The sequence below is a fragment of the Rossellomorea sp. RS05 genome, from assembly GCF_039822645.1.
In the GTDB taxonomy this organism is placed as follows: domain Bacteria; phylum Bacillota; class Bacilli; order Bacillales; family Bacillaceae_B; genus Rossellomorea; species Rossellomorea marisflavi_B.
Genome location: NZ_JBDKWY010000004.1, coordinates 229843 through 248443, shown reverse-complemented (window position 1 = coordinate 248443; position 18601 = coordinate 229843). Strand labels below are relative to the sequence as shown.

General features: G+C 47.6%; 17 protein-coding genes. 5 read left to right on the top strand and 12 right to left on the bottom strand.

Annotation, left to right across the window (positions count from 1 at the left end):
* The 3 genes from ABJ225_RS13210 to ABJ225_RS13200 form a co-directional block, all read right to left on the bottom strand.
* Entirely contained in the window at window positions 1–1662 is a 1662-nt protein-coding gene (locus tag ABJ225_RS13210; RefSeq protein WP_218245432.1) for an ABC transporter permease, read from the bottom strand.
* Entirely contained in the window at window positions 1655–2761 is a 1107-nt protein-coding gene (locus ABJ225_RS13205) for an ABC transporter ATP-binding protein (RefSeq protein ID WP_347320701.1), read from the bottom strand. The genes ABJ225_RS13210 and ABJ225_RS13205 overlap by 8 nt, the downstream gene beginning before the upstream one ends.
* Before the next feature lie 63 nt (window positions 2762–2824).
* Window positions 2825–3814 (bottom strand): ABC transporter substrate-binding protein, encoded by a 990-nt coding sequence (locus tag ABJ225_RS13200; RefSeq protein ID WP_048013878.1) that lies wholly within the window; start codon window positions 3812–3814, stop codon window positions 2825–2827.
* Between the two features lie 328 nt (window positions 3815–4142).
* On the opposite strand from ABJ225_RS13200, the gene ABJ225_RS13195 reads away from it, so the two are divergent.
* The 5 genes from ABJ225_RS13195 (at window position 4143) to ABJ225_RS13175 (ending at window position 7424) form a co-directional block, all read left to right on the top strand.
* Window positions 4143–4676, top strand: coding sequence for a sigma-70 family RNA polymerase sigma factor (locus ABJ225_RS13195; protein WP_347320699.1), 534 nt, complete (start codon window positions 4143–4145; stop codon window positions 4674–4676).
* On the top strand, window positions 4669–5691 hold the full coding sequence (locus ABJ225_RS13190; protein ID WP_347320697.1) for a DUF4179 domain-containing protein: 1023 nt from the start codon (window positions 4669–4671) through the stop codon (window positions 5689–5691). Before ABJ225_RS13195 ends, ABJ225_RS13190 begins: the two co-directional genes overlap by 8 nt.
* A 156-nt stretch (window positions 5692–5847) precedes the next feature.
* Complete coding sequence (locus tag ABJ225_RS13185; RefSeq protein WP_347320695.1) at window positions 5848–6165, top strand: DUF3784 domain-containing protein; 318 nt, start codon at window positions 5848–5850, stop codon at window positions 6163–6165.
* Window positions 6166–6185: 20 nt separating this feature from the next.
* Window positions 6186–6605: a PH domain-containing protein gene (locus ABJ225_RS13180; protein ID WP_347320693.1), complete on the top strand. Its 420-nt coding sequence runs from the start codon at window positions 6186–6188 to the stop codon at window positions 6603–6605.
* A 12-nt stretch (window positions 6606–6617) separates the two neighbouring features.
* On the top strand, window positions 6618–7424 hold the full coding sequence (locus tag ABJ225_RS13175) for a hypothetical protein (protein WP_347320690.1): 807 nt from the start codon (window positions 6618–6620) through the stop codon (window positions 7422–7424).
* Window positions 7425–7578: 154 nt separating this feature from the next.
* Here the strand turns inward: ABJ225_RS13175 and ABJ225_RS13170 are convergent, their stop codons facing one another.
* The 9 genes from ABJ225_RS13170 to ABJ225_RS13130 form a co-directional block, all read right to left on the bottom strand.
* Window positions 7579–8820: an MFS transporter gene (locus tag ABJ225_RS13170; protein WP_079514977.1), complete on the bottom strand. Its 1242-nt coding sequence runs from the start codon at window positions 8818–8820 to the stop codon at window positions 7579–7581.
* A gap of 14 nt (window positions 8821–8834) precedes the next feature.
* Window positions 8835–9521: a CPBP family intramembrane glutamic endopeptidase gene (locus tag ABJ225_RS13165; RefSeq protein WP_347320687.1), complete on the bottom strand. Its 687-nt coding sequence runs from the start codon at window positions 9519–9521 to the stop codon at window positions 8835–8837.
* Window positions 9522–9569: 48 nt separating this feature from the next.
* Window positions 9570–12647 (bottom strand): efflux RND transporter permease subunit, encoded by a 3078-nt coding sequence (locus ABJ225_RS13160; RefSeq protein WP_347320684.1) that lies wholly within the window; start codon window positions 12645–12647, stop codon window positions 9570–9572.
* Window positions 12644–13885, bottom strand: coding sequence for a beta-ketoacyl-[acyl-carrier-protein] synthase family protein (locus ABJ225_RS13155; RefSeq protein ID WP_347320681.1), 1242 nt, complete (start codon window positions 13883–13885; stop codon window positions 12644–12646). Before ABJ225_RS13155 ends, ABJ225_RS13160 begins: the two co-directional genes overlap by 4 nt.
* Before the next feature lie 153 nt (window positions 13886–14038).
* The gene (locus ABJ225_RS13150) at window positions 14039–14449 is read right to left on the bottom strand and encodes a 3-hydroxyacyl-ACP dehydratase FabZ family protein (RefSeq protein ID WP_053428474.1); all 411 of its coding nucleotides are present in this window, start codon (window positions 14447–14449) and stop codon (window positions 14039–14041) included.
* Between the two features lie 19 nt (window positions 14450–14468).
* Window positions 14469–15566, bottom strand: a complete 1098-nt coding sequence (locus tag ABJ225_RS13145; RefSeq protein WP_079514973.1) for a beta-ketoacyl-[acyl-carrier-protein] synthase family protein — start codon at window positions 15564–15566, stop codon at window positions 14469–14471.
* 57 nt (window positions 15567–15623) lie between these two features.
* Window positions 15624–15881, bottom strand: a complete 258-nt coding sequence (locus ABJ225_RS13140; RefSeq protein ID WP_053428476.1) for an acyl carrier protein — start codon at window positions 15879–15881, stop codon at window positions 15624–15626.
* A 7-nt stretch (window positions 15882–15888) separates the two neighbouring features.
* Window positions 15889–16935, bottom strand: a complete 1047-nt coding sequence (locus tag ABJ225_RS13135; RefSeq protein ID WP_079514972.1) for a 3-oxoacyl-ACP synthase III family protein — start codon at window positions 16933–16935, stop codon at window positions 15889–15891.
* Window positions 16935–18599: a thiamine pyrophosphate-binding protein gene (locus tag ABJ225_RS13130; RefSeq protein WP_347320676.1), complete on the bottom strand. Its 1665-nt coding sequence runs from the start codon at window positions 18597–18599 to the stop codon at window positions 16935–16937. Before ABJ225_RS13130 ends, ABJ225_RS13135 begins: the two co-directional genes overlap by 1 nt.
* Window positions 18600–18601: the final 2 nt, after the last annotated feature.

The window sequence follows — 18601 nt, the reverse complement described above, 5'->3', positions numbered from 1 at the left end:
CTAAATACTGATTTCCTTGGTCTTATTGAATGTAAAGAAGATGATCAGCGTGATGATCGTCGTGACCGTCAAGATCGTGGATAATGCGGCGGCCGTCCCGTAACTTGCCCGGATGACCTCGGAGTAGATGGCCACAGACATCGTCCTCGTACTTCCCGTGAAGAGGATGATCGATGAACTCAGTTCGTTGATGACGGTGATCCAACTGAGAAGTGCACCGGCAAGCACCCCCGGCATCATCAGTTTCGCCGTTACATTCAGGAAGGTACGAAGCTGCGAATAGCCGAGACTGATCGATGCTTCCTCGAGACTTGGACTCAGCTGATAGATGATGGCCGCACTCGAACGCATCGTATACGGCAACCGCCTGATTACATACGAGATGATCATGATGGCTGCTCCACCACTCAGCAACAATGGTTCGTCATTGAACGCAACCAATAAGGTGATCCCAAGAACCGACCCCGGAATGATGTATGGGAACATCGCAATTGTATCGAGAAGGGATGTGAAGAAATTCTTCCGTCGCACGGAAACATAGGCAATCAACATCCCAAGGATAATGATGATGATGATGGCAATCAGTCCGTACACGAACGTATTCATGATGGAATCTCCCATACGATCCATCACGGTGATATAGCTGTCCAGTGAAAATCCAGGGACAAAGATCGATCCCTGCGTCTTCAAGAATGACGTGTAGATGACCGTGATTTGAGGAATGATGGCGATGGCAATCGTTACATAGATGAAGAGATGTGCCACTATATTCCTGAACCCTTTTACTTTCACAGGTTTGATAGGGCGCAACGAGCTCATTTCAAACGACTTCTTGTTCACAATGTATTTTTGACCGATGAAGATGATCGCAGTAATGATGATCATGATCGTACTGAGCGCCGCGGCAAATGACGCATTGCCTCCGACTTCACTGATAAATTCCGAATAGATCAGGACCGGCATTGTGGAGAAGCCTTCCCCAATCAGCATCGGCGTACCGAAATCAGCGAGTGCATTCATGAATACGAGGAGAGACCCTGCAAGAATCGTTGGCAGAATGAGCGGCAGGATGAGCGTATAGACCTTTTTCATTCCAGTCGTCCCTAGACTTTCAGCTGCCTCGATCAGGGACGAATCCATTTTCTTCAATGCCCCTGATACATACAGATAGATGAACGGAAACAGCTTGAAGGTGAAGACGATCAGAATGCCCGCAAACCCATAAATACTCGGGGTTTGAATATTAAAATGTTCCTTGAAGAACGTCGAGACGACCCCGCTTCTCCCCAACAGGAGGATCCATGAATACGCCCCGATAAACGGTGGGGACAGGACGGAGATGATGATAAGGACTTCAAGAATCCCTTTCCCCTTGATCTTCATCGTCGTCATCAGATAGGCAAGGGGTACTCCAAGCAGGACGGCGAAGATCGTGACCAGAATGGTAATCGAGAAACTGTTGAAGAGCGATTCATAGTAGTACTTCTTTTCAAAGAATGTTTGATAGTTGGCCCACGTGAAGCTGTCTGAGCCCGGACTTTTGAAACTATTGATGATCAAAGATGATAATGGATAGACGAGGAACAGGACGAAGATCGCCAAACAGAGAATGATCATAATGTTCCAGAAGTCGAGTTTGAATCTAGGGAATCGCTTATTCATATTTCACAACCCCTTCAATCAGACTGTGCTCCCCGTCCTCTGTGAAGACATTGATCTTGTTCACCAACAGCTGGAGCTTGACCGTCTGGTTCACTTCAAAGAAGTGCTTAGATGTGTTGGTATCCTGACTGAGTTCCACCTTGCTTCCATCTGGAAGCTGAATCTCATAGTGAATATATTTTCCGAGGAAGTTCCGGAATGTAACCATCCCATCAATCCCTTCCTCTGATTCTGAAATGATGAATTCTTCAGGACGGACGGCAACCGTCACCGCCGCTCCGTCCTTCGCCTCACTCTTGAGATTCGTCATCTCGAACGTGAATCCATCAGCCAAGGTAATCAGGGTTTTCCCACCTTGGTGTGACACCTTCCCGCTGAATAGGTTCGAGTGTCCGATGAACGTAGCCACGAACTGATTGGCCGGGCGAAGATAGATATCTGTGGGAGAACCGACCTGTTGGATTTCACCGTGATTCATGACGGCAATCCGATCGGAAATGGCGAGTGCCTCCTCTTGGTCATGGGTAACGTATACCGTCGTGATGCCAATCTTCTTCTGAATCTCGTTGATAGCACGACGCATATCAATTCTCAATTTGGCATCCAAATTGGACAGGGGCTCATCCATGAGCAGAACCTTCGGATGAATGACGATTGCACGGGCGAGTGCCACCCTTTGCTGCTGCCCTCCGGAAAGTCGTGCCGGAAGCCGGTCCTGATATTGGGTGATCTGAACCGTCTCCAGGATTTCCTCCAGCCGTCTGGATTTTTCATCTTTCGGAAGCTTCCGTGCGTTCAGCCCATACTTTACATTATCCTTCACCGTCATATGGGGGAAGATGGCGTAGCTTTGGAACACCATTCCAATGTCCCGCTTATTGACCGGGATCTCATTGATCACCTGTTCGTTAAACGAAATCTCTCCCCCATCTACACTGTGGAACCCTGCAATCATCCTGAGTAGCGTGGTTTTCCCACAACCTGAAGGACCCAGCAGTGTGAACAGTTCTCCTTCTTTTATATCCAATGAAAGCCCATCAATGACCGTTGTATCTCCGTACTTCTTGGTTACATCATTAAACGTGATTTGAGTCGGCATGTCTCATTCCCCCTGGTTTAAAAAGGACCGCCTCCTCTTCGTGAGGGAGGCGGCCTATTCATCTTAATTGCTTGTAAAGATGTCCTTGTATTTGCTCAGCAATTCCTCTTTATTATCATTGGACCATTCTTCATCGTCCTTGATGACTTTCACATCGTTTAAGTCTTTCATTCCTGACTTGGGATCGATTTCGATCCCCTTTAAGACCGAACGACGGTTCAATTCAGACGTGATTTTCTGTTGCACTTCTTTTCCCGTTACATAGTCCACAAATTTTTTGGCATTCTCCAAGTTGTTGGCATCCTTGATGATGGCCATTCCATCAGCTTTCGCAATTGTTCCTTCTTCAGGATAGACGACTTCCACAGGTGCCCCATTTTTCACATAGTTCAGTGCTGCTTCTTCAAACGTCAGTCCAACCGTATACTCACCATCTGCTACCCCTTTGTACACTGCGGACGAACCACTTAATAGCTTCCCATCGAGATTTTTCACAAAGTCAGACACATAGTCCCAGCCGTCATCGGGTACACCTTCACCCATTGCATATAACTGGTTGATCAGGTGCTCGAATGAAGATGAAGATTTGGAAGGATCCGCATTCGCAATCGTCCCTTTTAGTTCTTTGTTCAAGAGGTCTTGATAGCCTTCCACCTTCACATCACCGATCAGGTTCGTATTCACCATGATGACACTTGGAACAACAGAGAAACGTGTAATATATCCATCCGTATTCTTATAGGAATCAATGACATCCTCTTCATTAGAAGACTCATATTTCTCAAACAAGTCTTTCTTGGAGCTCAACGTAGAGATTGAACCTCCCCAGAGGACATCCGATAATGGGTTCTTACTTTCTGACTCAACACGCTTCAATAGTTCACCAGATCCAGCCGAGATCAACTCTACTTTGATACCGGTTTCATTTTCAAAGTCTTTAACAAGAGGCTCTGTGAATTCGAGCGGATGAGGTGAATACACCGTCAATTCCTTGGAGTCGCCTCCGGTCTTCTTGTCCCCTGACGAACACGCGGCAAGTGTAAGCGTTAACATAATAAGGCATAAAAATAAACTAGTGCGTTTTTTCAATTCCTTCACTCCCTTAACTGATCTTATCTCTACTTTAAACCTATCCCCAACCACCCACAATCCGAAATCCAACCCAGAATATCCGGAAAAATGAACACATAGCGACGGTTCCGTTGCGTCAAAAAAATGGTGCACGGGAATCGTCTCCATGCACCACTACTGATAGAACACACGAAACAATCCGATAAAACAATGAAGGAACCACCCGAACCTATTAATCTCATTTTACACACCTTGCAACCAAATAGGCCACCACACACGACTATATAACGTAACAGAAAGGAGAACATACATGGATATCGCATCACTAGTGAAAAAGGCCAAAAAGGGCGATGATGAATCGTTTGAGCTGCTCATCGGTTCTGTCAGGGAAAAGCTGTACCGGACGGCGTATGTATACGTCCGGAATGAACAGGACGCCCTGGACATCTATCAGGAGGCGATCTATACCGCTTTCACCTCCATCCACACGTTGAAGAAGCCCGAACGGTTTTCGAGCTGGATCACGAAGATCCTCGTTTTCAAGGCGATCGATTTCATCCGGAAGGAGTCCCGCCATTTCACGACAGATGATGAAAATGTCTTTGCCGGGCTACTGTCATCTGATCATGCCGATTCGAGCCTGCATTCCATGGACCTCACGGAGGCCTTTACCTCGCTGAACCCTACGGCAAAAACGATTGTTCTGCTGAGGTACTACCATGACCTGACCACGAAGGAGATCGCGGCGCTCATGAAGTCCCCCGAAGGAACGGTGAAGTCACATCTGAACCGGGCGAAGAAACAGCTGAGACCGATATTAAAGGAGGGCTATCTGTATGAATAAGGATCTATTTGAAAACATATCTGTACCCGTTGAAAAGCTTGTGGCAAGGGAAAAGGAAGCAATGCTGCAAGCGAAGCGAAAAAGGAACGTGAAAAAGGCGACGATGCGCTCCCTCATGGTGGCGTGTGGCGTATGCCTTTCCCTCCTCGGCTCGGGCTTTGTATCGACGGGCATGGCGGAAGCACTGTCGAGCATCCCCCTACTCAGTCCGATCTATAAGGATTTCAGGGACATTGCATCGGATAAAATCGAACAGGATCACCTTGCCACCCCCATCGACAAACAGGACAGCCACAACGGACTCACCATGACGGTAAAAGAAGCCGCTTATGATGGCAACCGCCTTATCGTGACGGTCGTGTATACCGGGGCAAAAGGCGTGACGCTGAAAGAAGAAAAAGTCGGGCGGCAGGAGATCACCATCAACGGACAGACCATCAAACCGGCAATCGGCTCCACGGGGCAAGATAGCATAGAGCCGAACACCATCATCGAGCACCACCAGTATACCCTCTCCAACTTGGATGAGTATGGTGATGAGGTTGATATCGAAGTACAAGGAGACAATCTATTCGGCTATGAGGGCCAGTGGAATGTCGCTTTCCCCCTTGAGAAAATCAAGCGTGACGTCACTGCCTTCTCCCCTGATGCCACAGCGAAAACCGACGATGGGACTTATGCCATCACCGCCGACAACGTGATCTTCTCTCCACTCTCAACCCGGATCGACCTCTCCGTCGACTATCCGGCGGAACTGGATGAAAACGACCGCTGGCCATGGTTCGAATACACCGTCGTCGACGACCAAGGCCGCGTCTACGATGGAATGAAGCTGCAAACCGGCATGGCCGACGGGACGAATGGTCATCACATGGTGCTGACGTTGCCTCCGATGGATGAAATGCCAGCATCCCTTACACTGAAGCCTAGTGAACAAAATCGGGATGTGTATGGTAAGGAGTTGGGTGAACTTGAACTGCTCATTCCTTTAAAGAATCTTAATTCCCAAAACTAATGAAAGAACAAAGCCGGATACCATTTTCAACGGAATCCGGCTTTCTGTCGTTCTTGCTGAATACTCTGACCAAGATTAGAATCATCTCCCTCTGTATCACCCATATATGAAACTTCTCATTCATTCCCGACGTAAATAAAGCAAGGAGGCGATGACATGTTGTGGGGCGCAATCGTAGGTAGTTTATTTGCAAGCTTATTCCTATTCGGATCCGCCTATCTGATCTGGTACAAAAAAGACCTCACCTTCATCGCCAGATACGATGAAAAGAAGTTCAAGGGAGACAAGGACCGACTCGCCAGGGCCTACGGCATCTTCTGCTTGGCAAGCGGGATCCTGACTGTCATCCTCCCCTTTGCATTGGAATTGATTGGCTCTTATGCAGGAGCCATATTCGGCATATGGATCACAGTGGGGGTCCTTGTGTTGTCGTTGTATTCGCAGTCGTTGAATAATGAAAGAACAGATAACTAGTTTCATTGGAGGTGAACGTCATGAAACACCCATCAAAAGTAGACCCATGGCTTGCCATCCTCATCTGGGGAAGCATGCTCGGAACTATCGGAATCGGCCTTTATGCCATGTTCTATGAATCTTCTTCCTTTTGGGAAGTGATTTTTCTACTACTTTCTTGCGTGCTTTTTCCCATGTTTATATTATGGGGGTGCCTTACCACGTATTATCTGTTCAGCGATACCCATTTGATCATCCGATACGGTCCGTTCAAGAAGAGAATTCCATTAGACAGGATCACCTCCGTCAAGAAAACGAGCAACCCCTTATCGAGCCCTGCCCTTTCCCTCAAATGGCTTGAGATTTCGTACAATACATACGATATGGTTCTGATTTCACCCAAGGATCGGGATGAATTCATCAAGGTCTTATCCGAACGATGTGAACAGCTTACTAGTTAAGGAGGAATATAGATGAATACAGAAGAATTTTATGAGCTTTGCCATTCCACTGATCTCTACAAAAGGGTGGAGAAGAAAAATAGCGACATCACCGGAGGCAACATCACACGGGAAGAGATCGATCTCATAGAAGAATGGGAAGGAGTGGAGCGGGTGATGATCTCCGGCTTAAAGCAGGATACATTCGACTACTTCGTCCAACACCATGCCCACAAATTCAAGGCCATTCTATTCTGGAAAAATAAGCTCGTGGAGGACTGGTCCAGTCTTTCCACCCTGAAGGATGTGGAATTCATCGGGTACTTCCATAATCAGCGGATCACGAAGATGTGGGATATGACGGGGAATCACGCCCTAAAAGGGCTTTCCATCAGCGACTTCACCAGGCTGCATTCACTTGACGGGATCCAGAAAGCCCCTGTCCTGGAGCGGCTCCACTTCGGTGATGCCGTCTGGCCAGCCAGTGTGCTGGATGACTTGAAGCCGCTGGAGGGCTCACGCTTGAAGGAATTCACCTTTTCCGGCAAGAAGATCAAAGATGAGGACGTATCAGTGTTTACCACGATGCCAGATCTGGAAGTCATGAACTCACCGACAAACCACTACACAACGGAGCAGCTTGCGTGGCTGGTGGCCAAGCTCCCACACGTCGAAGGCTACGCGTTGAAGCCCTATATTCAATTTGAGGACCGCGAAGAAAAGGACATCCTGATCTGCGGGAAACGGAAGCCCTTCTTGTCTTCAGGGAAAGATGAGGCGAGGATTCAGAAGTATGCTGACAAATTTGAAGTGTTGGTCCGGCAGTATAAAGAAGAATAAAACCAAAACGCATGTAGGCCACTTCCCTACATGCGTTTTTTAGTATATGTATGGAACGTCAGTCTCATCGTACGTTACCAGGCGGATGAGACTGATCGTTACCAAATCGGTCATTCCAATCATAGACCATTAAGGTTCTGTGAGTTAAAGAGTATCAATGAGTCGCCCGAATCTGTCTGGCACTCAAGATAACGCCAATCGTCACGACGATTAATATCAAGCTGCTCCAGAACATGATGTCCTGGATCGTAAGGCCCACCGTTAAGAGCATCGATGTGACCCCATATGAAATCGGAGTAAGACCCATGGAACTGATCGTCATCAAGCTCATGATCCGACCGAGGTATTCCTTCGACACTTGCCTTTGAATGATGCTGATCACCGGTAGCGTGGTGATCTGAATGAATCCACCCACAAGAAATATAGTAGCCAGTCCTGTTGTGAAAGTGGTCGTCTGGGAGAATAAAAGGTAGCTGAACGAAAGACATAGCAAGGAATACAAGGCGATCTTGCCACGATGGCGATTGGTGTTCCACGCGAACATGATGATCGAGCCAATCAACAGACCGATTGATAAGGAGCCTTCAATCAGGCTGTAGGATAAGGCTGTACCGTCGAGGACGTTCCGGACGAAAATGGGAAGTCCCATGAACAACGGACCGACGATGATAAGATTGATCAGGACGGAGATCAGGAGCAGGCCTTGGAGGAGACTTGAGCCTTTTATGTAAAGCAGCCCTTCCATAAGTTCCTTCTTAAGGGGTGTCCCCTCCACCCTTTCCTTCTCGACCTTGCTTTCGCGCATGAAGTAGAGTGGCAATGTGCCAGCGGCAAGAAGGATGGCAACGATGAAGAACGTAGTCTGGAAGTTGAAAAGCGTAATCAATACGCCGCAGACGAGCGGTCCCGCCAGCATGGAGAGCTGGTTCGTTCCTTGGATCAATGAGTTGGCTTTCGTCAAGTTATGATCTTCCGTGATCATCGGGATGATCGAGTCTCTTGCAGGGTAGAAGAAGGCACCCAATACCCCGAATGCGACGGCATAGATCACGAATATGAAGATGGGGATTACAGCGTACGCAACAAGCACGATGACCAAGCTGAAAATCAAGATCACCCTTGTAAGATCCGACCAGAACATGAGCCTGGTCTTGTCCCATCTATCAGCAATGACACCGCCGATGAACAATAAGAAGATCTGGGGCAAGGTGGATCCGATCATCACGAACCCCACTGCCGCTTGGAGATTGAGAATCGTTACGATGTACCAGGATTGTGTGAATAGGAACATGGAAGCACCTAGACTAGAAAAGACGCTGGAGGCCAATAGATAGATAAACTGCTTGTTCTTCCAGATGGAATCTTGCTTGACCTGGAGCTGGATCGATTGTTCCATTTTCATTTTCCTCCTTAACTAACCAAATAGACTAAAGTCATTAAGCTGAGATTGAACAACGCATGGGCGACCATGGGAACGTAGATAGAGTTTGTCCGTTCATAGAGTATGGCGAATACCAATCCATTCACAAAGTTGACGGGGAGGATATCAATGGATGGAAGGTGGACCAGAGAAAAAATGAGCGCGCTGAACACAATGGCTTTCTTTACTCCGAACCGATTGCGTAACGTCGGATAGATAAATCCTCTATATAAGATTTCCTCGTAGATGGGGGAAACGATGACAGAGGAGAACACGGCTAGAAGGATCGCAAAAAGATACGTGTCATCCACAGCATTCGATCGACTATTGGGTGACACACCTATGATGCTGTACATGGCGAACAATAATAGGAGCGAAACAATCAAGGCCCCAAAGGTGTACAGGAGAATCATCTTCTTATGCTGAATGATCTTCTTCGCATTGAATATGCCGATTACTTTCCAACTGATGCGGTATTGTCTCACACCCCACAGATAAACAGTCGCAAAAGCGACGATTGCGAGGAACATTCCACCAATCGTTCCCGCTTCCAACGAGCTCAGTCCCATCCGTGATAGACCCGGCTTAATGAATAGATCGGCAACCACGAAGCCAGCGACCAGATTGATCGCCAGTACGATCATGGCATCCTTTAACTTCCAAAATGCACTTCCCATGTTGACACACCTCTTCCTGAATTTTAAAAAGAAAGGCTTAGCAACATGCTAAGCCACTTCTCCTTTCTCATGTCCTTTCCGGTTCTTCCTCCCCAACTTCATCTTCATCTTCGCTAAGGTTTCATAGGCAACCGGAACGATGAACAACGTCAGGACCGTAGAAGAGATGAGTCCCCCGATGACTGTGATCCCTAGGCCGCTTGAGATGAGTCCGCTTCCGTCGGATTCTCCTGTAATAACCAGCGGTGCAAGAGCCCCGATGGTGGCAAGGGCGGTCATGAAGATCGGACGTAGTCGTGTCATGCCCGCTTCTAGGATGGATTCTCTTGTGGAGTACCCTTGTTTTTCCTTTTGAACAATGCGATCGACCAGAACAATGGCGTTGGTGACGACAATCCCGATCAGCATCAAAGCTCCGATCATGACGGAGATACTGATGGGTTCGTTCATGACGACCAGCCCGACCAAGCTGCCGATGATGGCATATGGTAATGAGAAGAGGATTGCAAGGGGGGCAAGACCGCCTCCGAATGTCAACACCAATACGAAATACACGATCATAATGGCACTGATGATGGCTATCCCTAACTGGGTGAACGATTCATCGATCTGATCGGCCACTCCGCCGACTTCTACTTCAATACCATCAGCGAGATCCAATCGATCGACCTCTTTTTCAACCTTGGATGTTACAGCTGCCACATCATCACCGGTGATACTAGCAGTGATCACACCGTATACCTTCCCGTTACGCTTCGTGATGGAGGCTGGAGCCGTTTCTTCCTCTACCTTCACGAGCTCTGACAGCTTGACATTTTCATTCGTCAGCGTTTGGACACGTTTATCTTCCAGGGAAAAGGCAGATCCCTCTTCTTGACCTTGGGAAACGTTGACCGGGATCATTTCTCCCCCCTCATTTAAGCTTGTGATCTGGGTGGAGGACGACCCTTGACTGAGAACATCAAAGATTTGGAGAGGCTGGATATTAAGGCTCGCGATCTTTTCAGTATCAAGGACGAAACCAAGTTGCTTTAAGGATTCAGACGTACTGGCCTTCAATCCAGTCAACTCATTTTCACTTTCTAACGTTCCATTTATCTTTTCTACTGCTTCGTTGACTTCTCCGCTGTTGTCCCCGTAGACGAATAGGGAAAGGGTATTGTAACCTGATCCGGAACTTTGAATGTCCCATTCTCCTTTATTCACATCTTTTAACTTGGATGCCAGTTCATCCTGTTCTTTGGTGATATCAGCCAGCTCCGGGTGATAATTGATGATGAAGAGCACTTGCTTGGTGTCTGACGGGTTCAGGGGGTTCCCTTCCCCGAAGGAAGCCTGGACGTCATTAAGATGGTCCCTCTCCAATAATACATCTTCCGATTTTTGGATTTCTTTCTTTATATCATCATTTGTTGATCCTGGGACAGGATTATAGGATGCAATGATGACCTTGTTCTCGCTGTCAGGGATGAAACTCACCCCAATCAGCGGAAGAAGGAACAGGCTCCCGACCAAGAGTACATTCACAATGACAAAGCTGATGATTTTATGGTTCAGGCTCCAGTTAAGAAGTCTCTTATAAGGGGACTTCCTTCTCTCTTTGGAGCGTTTGCTGTTGTGCTGGATGTTCTTGCGCAACAATAAGTGAGCCATCATCGGCACGATGGTGATCGATACTATTAGAGAGGCCAGCAAGGCAAATACGATCGTCAACCCGAACGGTAGAAACAGCTCACCCACCGGTCCATCGATCAAACCCAACGGTAAAAATACGGCGATCGTGACAATGGTGGAAGACACAATCGGTGAAAACATTTCAGCCGTGGCCTCTTTGATCAATTCAAACCCCTTCAACGTTTCACCCTTCAATGTCATCCTTCTGAAGATATTCTCGATCACCACGATGGAATCATCAACGACACGGCCGATTGCCACAGTCATGGCCCCGAGTGTCATCAGATTCAGCGTGATGTCCAAATGATTCAAGATGATAAGGGAGATGATGAGCGACAGTGGGATGGACACCACCGCTATGATCGTCGTTTTGATGTTTCTCAGGAACATCAAAATGATCAGGATCGCAAACGCCGCCCCCATTAAGGCCTTTTGGAACATCACATGCACCGAGTCCTTGATTGGATCACCTTCATTCAACACAGAGGTGAAGGCCAGTGAATCCTTCTTCTTCTCAAGCTCTTTCATCTTCTCTTGGATTCCATCGACCACTTGGACCGTATTCCCGGCCGCATTCTTGTAAACCTGGATCCCAATGGCCTCCTTGCCATTCATCCTGGATACGGATTTTTCCTTTGTGACCGCATTGATCGTCGAGATTTCACTCATCTTGACAAATGTCTTCCCATCCCCTGATTCACCTGGAGACGGTACAACGGGAATTTCTAAGTTTTTGAGATCCTCTGCAGACGTAACGGAACCTTTGATCACGGCAGACTGCTCTTCATCATCCACCACTTGTAAGCCTAAGGGAGCATCACTACTGATGGATTGGATATAGTCAATGACATTTTGTTCAGTAAGATTGAACGCATTCAAATCCTTATCGTTGAACGACACTTCCAGTTCTTTTTGGATCGTTCCGACCACTTTAATGTCTGAAATGCCTTCCACACTCTCAAACTCGCTTTTGATGGTCGTTTCTGCATAATGACTCAACTCTTGCAAGCTTTCATTCTCATCAGTCAATGCCAGAACAAGAACCGGCAAGTCGTTATAGCTGACCCTGGCCACCCTCGGCTGTTCTGCGTCCGACGGTAAGCCGAGGGACTGGACGGCTTCTTTCACTTCCCCTTCTGCATCTTCCATATTTTTCTTCAGATCATACTGGATCTGAATGGAAGAGGCATTTTCGAATGAAGTGGACGTGACGCTTTTGACACCTTCGAGATTTGAGACCGTATTCTCGATAGGCTCGGTCACTTGTTCCAGGATCTCATTCGGTGAAGCTCCTGGATAGACGGTGGTGACATCGACGACCGGCTCATTGATATTCGGCAATGTTTCAAGCTTCATTGAGTAACCGGAATATGTACCAAAGAGGATGACGAAGATCGTCAGTATCCAGAGGGCGAGTTTGTTGTTAATAGAGAAGCTTATCAGTTTTTTCATGTGTATGGATCTCCTTTAACGTCTTGTAGGATTAAACTTGCATTATGTCCGCCGAATCCAAAGGAATTAGTCATGGCCACGTTGATCGATGTATGCAACGGAGCACCCCTGACGACATTCAACCTGAGCTTCTGATCTACTGGATCCGTATTGACCGTTGCGGGGATCAAATCATGGACGATGGAAAGGACGGTGGAGACTACCTCTGCCGCGCCCGATCCTCCCAGCATGTGGCCGGTCATGGATTTGATGGCATTAATAGGGATCCGGTGGCCATCCGGACCGAAGGTAAGATGGATTGCTTTTGCTTCCATTTCGTCGTTTAACTTCGTACCTGTCCCGTGTGCATTGATGTAATCGACATGGCTTACTCCTGCTTCTTCCATGGCCTTTTCCATTGCTTCAGCTGCCAGCAATCCCTCCGGGTGAGGTGCCGTGATATGATAGGCATCTGTTGTGGCCGCGTACCCGACCACTTCAGCGAGGATTTCAGCCCCTCTGGCGACGGCATGATCATATGCTTCCAATACGACCATACCGGCTCCCGCTCCCATGAGAAACCCGTCCCTATCCTCACTAAACGGCCTGCTGGCTGAACCTGGATTCTCGTTTCTCCTGCTCATGGCGTGAATCCGGTCAAGACCCGCCATGTTCAATGGCTGGATGCCATCATCCGTCCCACCTGCAATCATGATATCGGCGTAGTCGGACTGAATATATCGGAATGCCTCTCCGATAGCATTGGTACCGGATGCACAAGCAGTAGACATCGAATAAGCAGGCCCGGTAGCGTGTATCTTCCTCGCTATTTGGATGGGCGCATTGTTGATCATCGCACCGATATGCTTTTGAGGATCGATTTCGCCTCCATTTAATTGGTTTACGTGGTTTTCATGGAGGAATGGATCTCCACCGTTACTGGACCCCACAATGACCCCAACCCTGCTCGGCTCATGTGTCAATTGAGTCAATCCTGCATGCTCCCAGCCTTCAAGCGCTGCGGTCATGGCATATTGAGCAAAGGTATCCATCCGTTCCCATTCTTCTTTTTCAATAAAAGGATGAGATTTGAAATCTGTCACTTCGGCTGCAATTTTTGTTCCATATCCGTCTGTATGGAAACCGGTGATGAGCCGTCCACCACGTATTCCTTCCGTGAGACTGGTCCAAAAATTTTCCCGGCCAACCCCGATCGGACTGACTACGCCACATCCACTTATGACTACTCGACGCTTCACGTAATGATCTCCTTTCGAGTTCAAATGATCTCACTTCCTCATTCTATTAAAGTGCCAAAAGAAAAAACCTAGAAAATCACGCAAATTTCCCACCATTCTGTAAAATGCGGAAATAGTACCAAAAAAGGCTCCCATGACGGGAGCCCTTCAGTATTATGATCGAAGGTAGGAAACGGTGATTTCTTCAACCTCTGCGACTTTCAATCCATTGACAGATGCCGTTCCCCTCCCTTTAAATGCCTGTGAGCGGAGCTTGATGATTTCAAATTCCAGATCCAATTGGTCACCGGGGTGAACGGAATGAAAGAACCTCACATTCCTCACACCTGATAACAATCCCAGGCTCTTCTCCTTTTCCGGAAGCACGAAGGCCCCCAATTGTCCTATTGCCTCTAAAATAAGAACCTCGGGCATCTTGGGGTTCTCTTCATTCCGATTCATGAACCAGTCCCCTCTCGATACCAATTTGATTCCTTTCGCATAGGTGAGTTCTTCCTTACAGACCACTTGATCTATCAATAAGAAGGGGTATCTGTGAGGAAGGACCGATTGTATATCGATCATACGTTCATCCTCCCTTTCATCAGGCAAGCTTGATAACCAAACTTGCGTTATGACCTTGAAAGTCAAAACAATTGATCATTGCAATTGCTTTATTCCCCCACCTTTTCTGCTCCCTTGTAAAAGCTAGGGTTTGCAAAGCAAAAATGGTATTCGTTACCCCGATGGCTGCCATCAAGTTGCCTGTTTTCCTTTTAAACACGTGAGTCGGGACTGTTGCTCCTTGAAAAACTGCATCCATGGCCATCTCCTCTGCTCGATCATAGGACGGAATTCCCGCTGCTTGCGGGATCACGATGGATACCTCCTTGGGCGTGACCCCGGCATCTTTCAATGCTGAACGCATCGTCGCCGTATACGATTCTTCCATACGATCCAAGCGGGTCCCCATACTGAATCCCATGACCGTGCCGAGTATATCCGCGCCTCTCCTTTCAGCCGACTCCATCGATTCCATCACGATGGATCCTGCACCAGCACAAAGGACAGGCCCTTTACTGTCTTCAGTGTAGGGATGATAGGCTCGCTGATCGGATTGGGAAATATTCAAACGTTCGTATCCCTCACGTGTTAGATCGGATATATCTCCTTGAGTTCCTCCTGCTACAATCAGAGATGTTCCTTCATTCTGAATTGCCCTCAATCCATGTCCGATGGCTATTAGACTACCCGCCTCTCCCGCAATGATGGTGCCGGAAGGGCCATGTGATCCATTTTTAATGGCAATTTCTGCAGGTGGTGAGTTGATCATGGAAGCAGATGAGTAGTAAGGACTGACCCGTTTCGGCCCTCTTTCCAGTAACAAGTGATGGTTATCCAATAGGAATTGATCTGCGCCGTTTCCCGCAGCTCCTACATATACCCCCATCCCTTTTGTCTCGTGAGGGCTGTTTATGTTGGCATGCGTCAAAGCTTCCATGGATGCAACCATGGCATAGCGGGTGAAACTATCGAGTCTTTTTCGTTCTTTCTTCTCAAAATACTCGGTGACATCTAATGGGCGTACATCTTCAATAAATTCATGAGCATTCGATGGTTGGAGGCGGCTCCATGCTTCCTGTACATTCTTTCCTAAATGATTGACCATACCGTACCCGGTTATGGCAACATAAGACCCCATGATTACACCTCCTTCTTTTTAAAAATGACCCCTGCTTAACAGGAGTCATCAAGTGTATCAGCGGGAAGATTCTTCTTGTTTTTGTTTCTCGATAAATTCAACAATGTTGTTGACGGTTTGAAAGCTTGTCGTATTGATTGCTTCCAATTGCAAATCGAATTTCTTTTTCATGAGATTGATGAATAATAGGACGTCCATGGAATCCAGGCCGTATGGGGACTTTTCCCCGAACAAGTGGACATCATCTTGAATCTCCTCTGGAGTCACGGATAGGTTATATGATTGTACAAATTCCTCTTTGATTGCTTGTTTCATTGTTTTATCATCCTTTCAAATCGGTTTGAGTGTATTTTAAACAAAGTGAGCCCCATACGAACCCTGCGCCTATTGCAGAAAACACAACCACATCACCTTCAGTTATCTTCCCTTCATGAAGCGCCCGGTATAGTACAGAGAACAAGCTTGCTGATCCCGTATTCGCATAGTCTTGTACGGTGAAAGTGGTTTTAGACGGTGACACGTCCAATTCCTCAAGTGCTGCTTGTACGATGTTCAGGTTTGCCTGATGAATCAGAAAATGGTCGATATCCCTGACCGAAAGACCGGCCTTGTCAATGACATTCCGAATGGATGATGGAATGTTCTTCGTGGCCATCTTCCATACTTCTCTTCCGTCCATCTTGACGTATTGACTGCTTTCAATTGTTTCTCCATCGGCCAGTGGAACGGTTCCTCCTCCTTCGATTCTAACTGCATCATTCAGAGTAGAATCGATCTCCCAGGAGAGAAGTCCATTTCCTTCACTCGTTTTCTGAAGGATCGCTGCCCCTGCTGCATCACCGAAGAATACCCTGGTTGTTCGATCATTTGGGTCGGTTACTCTCGAAAGAATTTCCGCCCCGATCACCAATACATTGTTGAACTGTTCATTTTGTAAAAGATGCGTGCCGATCACAATGGAGAAGATGCCTCCTGCGCAGGCAGCTTGGTTTAAATCAATGGGAATCGCCTTATGCGCCCCAATGGCTTCCCCTATGACCAAGGCAGTCGACGGAAGGCGTTGATCCGGTGTCGTTGTGGTCAGAATGATGGCATCGATCTCGGCAGCTGTGATATTCGCATTGGCGATTGCTTCTAGACTCGCTCGGATACAAAGATCGGACGTTACTTCCTCTTCTTCTAAAAAGCGCCTTTCTTTTATTCCGGTACGGGTTTTGATCCATTCATCTGTCGTGTCAAGAACCCCGCTCAACTCCTCATTTGTGACCCGATTTCCCGGTACCGAGAACCCTGTCCCGTTGATTGTGACTGGGACCTTCAGACCTGTTCGATTTTCTGTTTTGGGCAGAATGACTGTTTCCACATTCATTAAACATGCTCCTTTACTGGAAAGTCTCCATGGATTTCATTTAAGGGTGGGGGCACATCGTTAATCGTAATCGTTGCTTCGATAATGACCGTTTGCCCTAAAGCGTACAGATCCTGTGCTTTCTCCCAGATATCGTCCAGCTCTTCCTTTGCGGTTAGACACAGGACGGATAACTGCGAATGCTGAAGCTGGACAAGGGGAGTATCCGTGTTGACGAACGGCGAAGGGGATGCATGTTTATTCTGGTACTCCAGCCATCCATAGCCTCCATTCTTCAACACAATATAAATCACGGGAATCTGGTTATGGGCTACTGTCATCAATTCGGGACTGAACAAATTAAATGCCCCATCGCCCACCAATGCCACGACCATTTGATCTTTCTTGGCTTTAGCAGCGCCGATACTCGCCGCACAGCCGAAGCCCAAGCTTGTTTGTTCACTTGGCACAATGGAAGTCTGTCCTTCATTAAGTGAAAGATAAGGATAGAAGTAGGACCACATATCCTGAAGACCGTTCTCATGTACGAAGATACCCGGAAGCTGTTCACCCCTCTGGATTCTCTCCAGTATATGGACGACCTTTAATGGCGACTCCTCATCTATTACTCTTCTACTTTCGGTCACTAACCTATTCTTCGCTCTCTCCACGTCACGCCTGGAAGCAATCTCTATTGCCTCCAAGGCATCGTAGAGTAGGGTAAGGGATTCGCCCACATCTCCCACGAGTTTAAGGCTATTGAATGAATGATTGAAGTGATTTTCATTGAGATTGATTTCAATCAGGTGTTTCTCCTCAAGCATGGCTTCCCAGCCAAAGAGTGCCGTTTCCTCAAGCTTGCTTCCAAGCGATAGAACGAGATCGCTTTCTGCGATGATCTCTTTCATCACCTCTGGACAATACAACCCTGCCAACCCACAAAACAGTGGGTGTGTCTCAGGGAAGCTCCCCCTTCCTGAAGCCGTAGAAAAGACGGGTGATTGGAGCCGATTTGCAAGACGTGGAAGCAGGCCTTGATCCCCGATTGTCCTGCACCCTCCTCCCAGCAGTAATACTGGTCGCTCAGAATGTTGGATGAGTTCTGAAGCTGCATGAATGGATGTTGCGGATGGCACTGGTCTACCGGTGTGCTGAGCAGGTTCATCCCCATCTACATCTTCTATTTCGATCCTTCCTATATCTTCCGGGATTTCAATATAGACAGGTCCCGGCGTCCCATTCACGGTCAGGTAAAGGGCTTTTTTCAGGACCCAGTGAATGGATTCAGCACTTTCCAGCCGGTGACTCCACTTGGCCAGTGGAGATACCATATCCAATTGGTTGGCTTCCTGGAAAGCTTTCTCTTCTCCGTATTTCAACGTACTGGTGCCGGCTGCGATGATGAGTACCGGCACACTTAAGGACCGTGCTTCCAGAACACCTGTCAAACTATTGGTGAAGGCAGGTCCCTTCCCCACATTACAGACCCCGAGTTTCCCCGAAGCAAGGGCATATCCTGCAGCCATGAACAGGGCATTCCTTTGGTCCTTCGTAACGAGGTATTCGATTGCATTCTCCTGCACGTGGTTCATCAACTGCAAGTCATCACTGGGAAGCCCGAAAACAATCTCTGTATTCAGCTGGCTTAACCGGTCAGCTACAATCTTCAGCACACTTTTAGGCATCT

Bases quoted from the DNA above. Each gene is read 5' to 3' on its own strand.
- ABJ225_RS13205 (WP_347320701.1), bottom strand. From the start codon at position 2,761: ATGCCGACTCAAATCACGTTTAATGATGTAACCAAGAAGTACGGAGAT.
- ABJ225_RS13175 (WP_347320690.1), top strand. From the start codon at position 6,618: ATGAATACAGAAGAATTTTATGAGCTTTGCCATTCCACTGATCTCTAC.
- ABJ225_RS13170 (WP_079514977.1), bottom strand. From the start codon at position 8,820: ATGGAACAATCGATCCAGCTCCAGGTCAAGCAAGATTCCATCTGGAAG.
- ABJ225_RS13185 (WP_347320695.1), top strand. From the start codon at position 5,848: ATGTTGTGGGGCGCAATCGTAGGTAGTTTATTTGCAAGCTTATTCCTA.
- ABJ225_RS13195 (WP_347320699.1), top strand. From the start codon at position 4,143: ATGGATATCGCATCACTAGTGAAAAAGGCCAAAAAGGGCGATGATGAA.
- ABJ225_RS13165 (WP_347320687.1), bottom strand. From the start codon at position 9,521: ATGGGAAGTGCATTTTGGAAGTTAAAGGATGCCATGATCGTACTGGCG.
- ABJ225_RS13180 (WP_347320693.1), top strand. From the start codon at position 6,186: ATGAAACACCCATCAAAAGTAGACCCATGGCTTGCCATCCTCATCTGG.
- ABJ225_RS13200 (WP_048013878.1), bottom strand. From the start codon at position 3,814: ATGTTAACGCTTACACTTGCCGCGTGTTCGTCAGGGGACAAGAAGACC.
- ABJ225_RS13190 (WP_347320697.1), top strand. From the start codon at position 4,669: ATGAATAAGGATCTATTTGAAAACATATCTGTACCCGTTGAAAAGCTT.
- ABJ225_RS13210 (WP_218245432.1), bottom strand. From the start codon at position 1,662: ATGAATAAGCGATTCCCTAGATTCAAACTCGACTTCTGGAACATTATG.
- ABJ225_RS13145 (WP_079514973.1), bottom strand. From the start codon at position 15,566: ATGGGGTCTTATGTTGCCATAACCGGGTACGGTATGGTCAATCATTTA.
- ABJ225_RS13150 (WP_053428474.1), bottom strand. From the start codon at position 14,449: ATGATCGATATACAATCGGTCCTTCCTCACAGATACCCCTTCTTATTG.
- ABJ225_RS13140 (WP_053428476.1), bottom strand. From the start codon at position 15,881: ATGAAACAAGCAATCAAAGAGGAATTTGTACAATCATATAACCTATCC.
- ABJ225_RS13160 (WP_347320684.1), bottom strand. From the start codon at position 12,647: ATGAAAAAACTGATAAGCTTCTCTATTAACAACAAACTCGCCCTCTGG.
- ABJ225_RS13135 (WP_079514972.1), bottom strand. From the start codon at position 16,935: ATGAATGTGGAAACAGTCATTCTGCCCAAAACAGAAAATCGAACAGGT.
- ABJ225_RS13130 (WP_347320676.1), bottom strand. From the start codon at position 18,599: ATGCCTAAAAGTGTGCTGAAGATTGTAGCTGACCGGTTAAGCCAGCTG.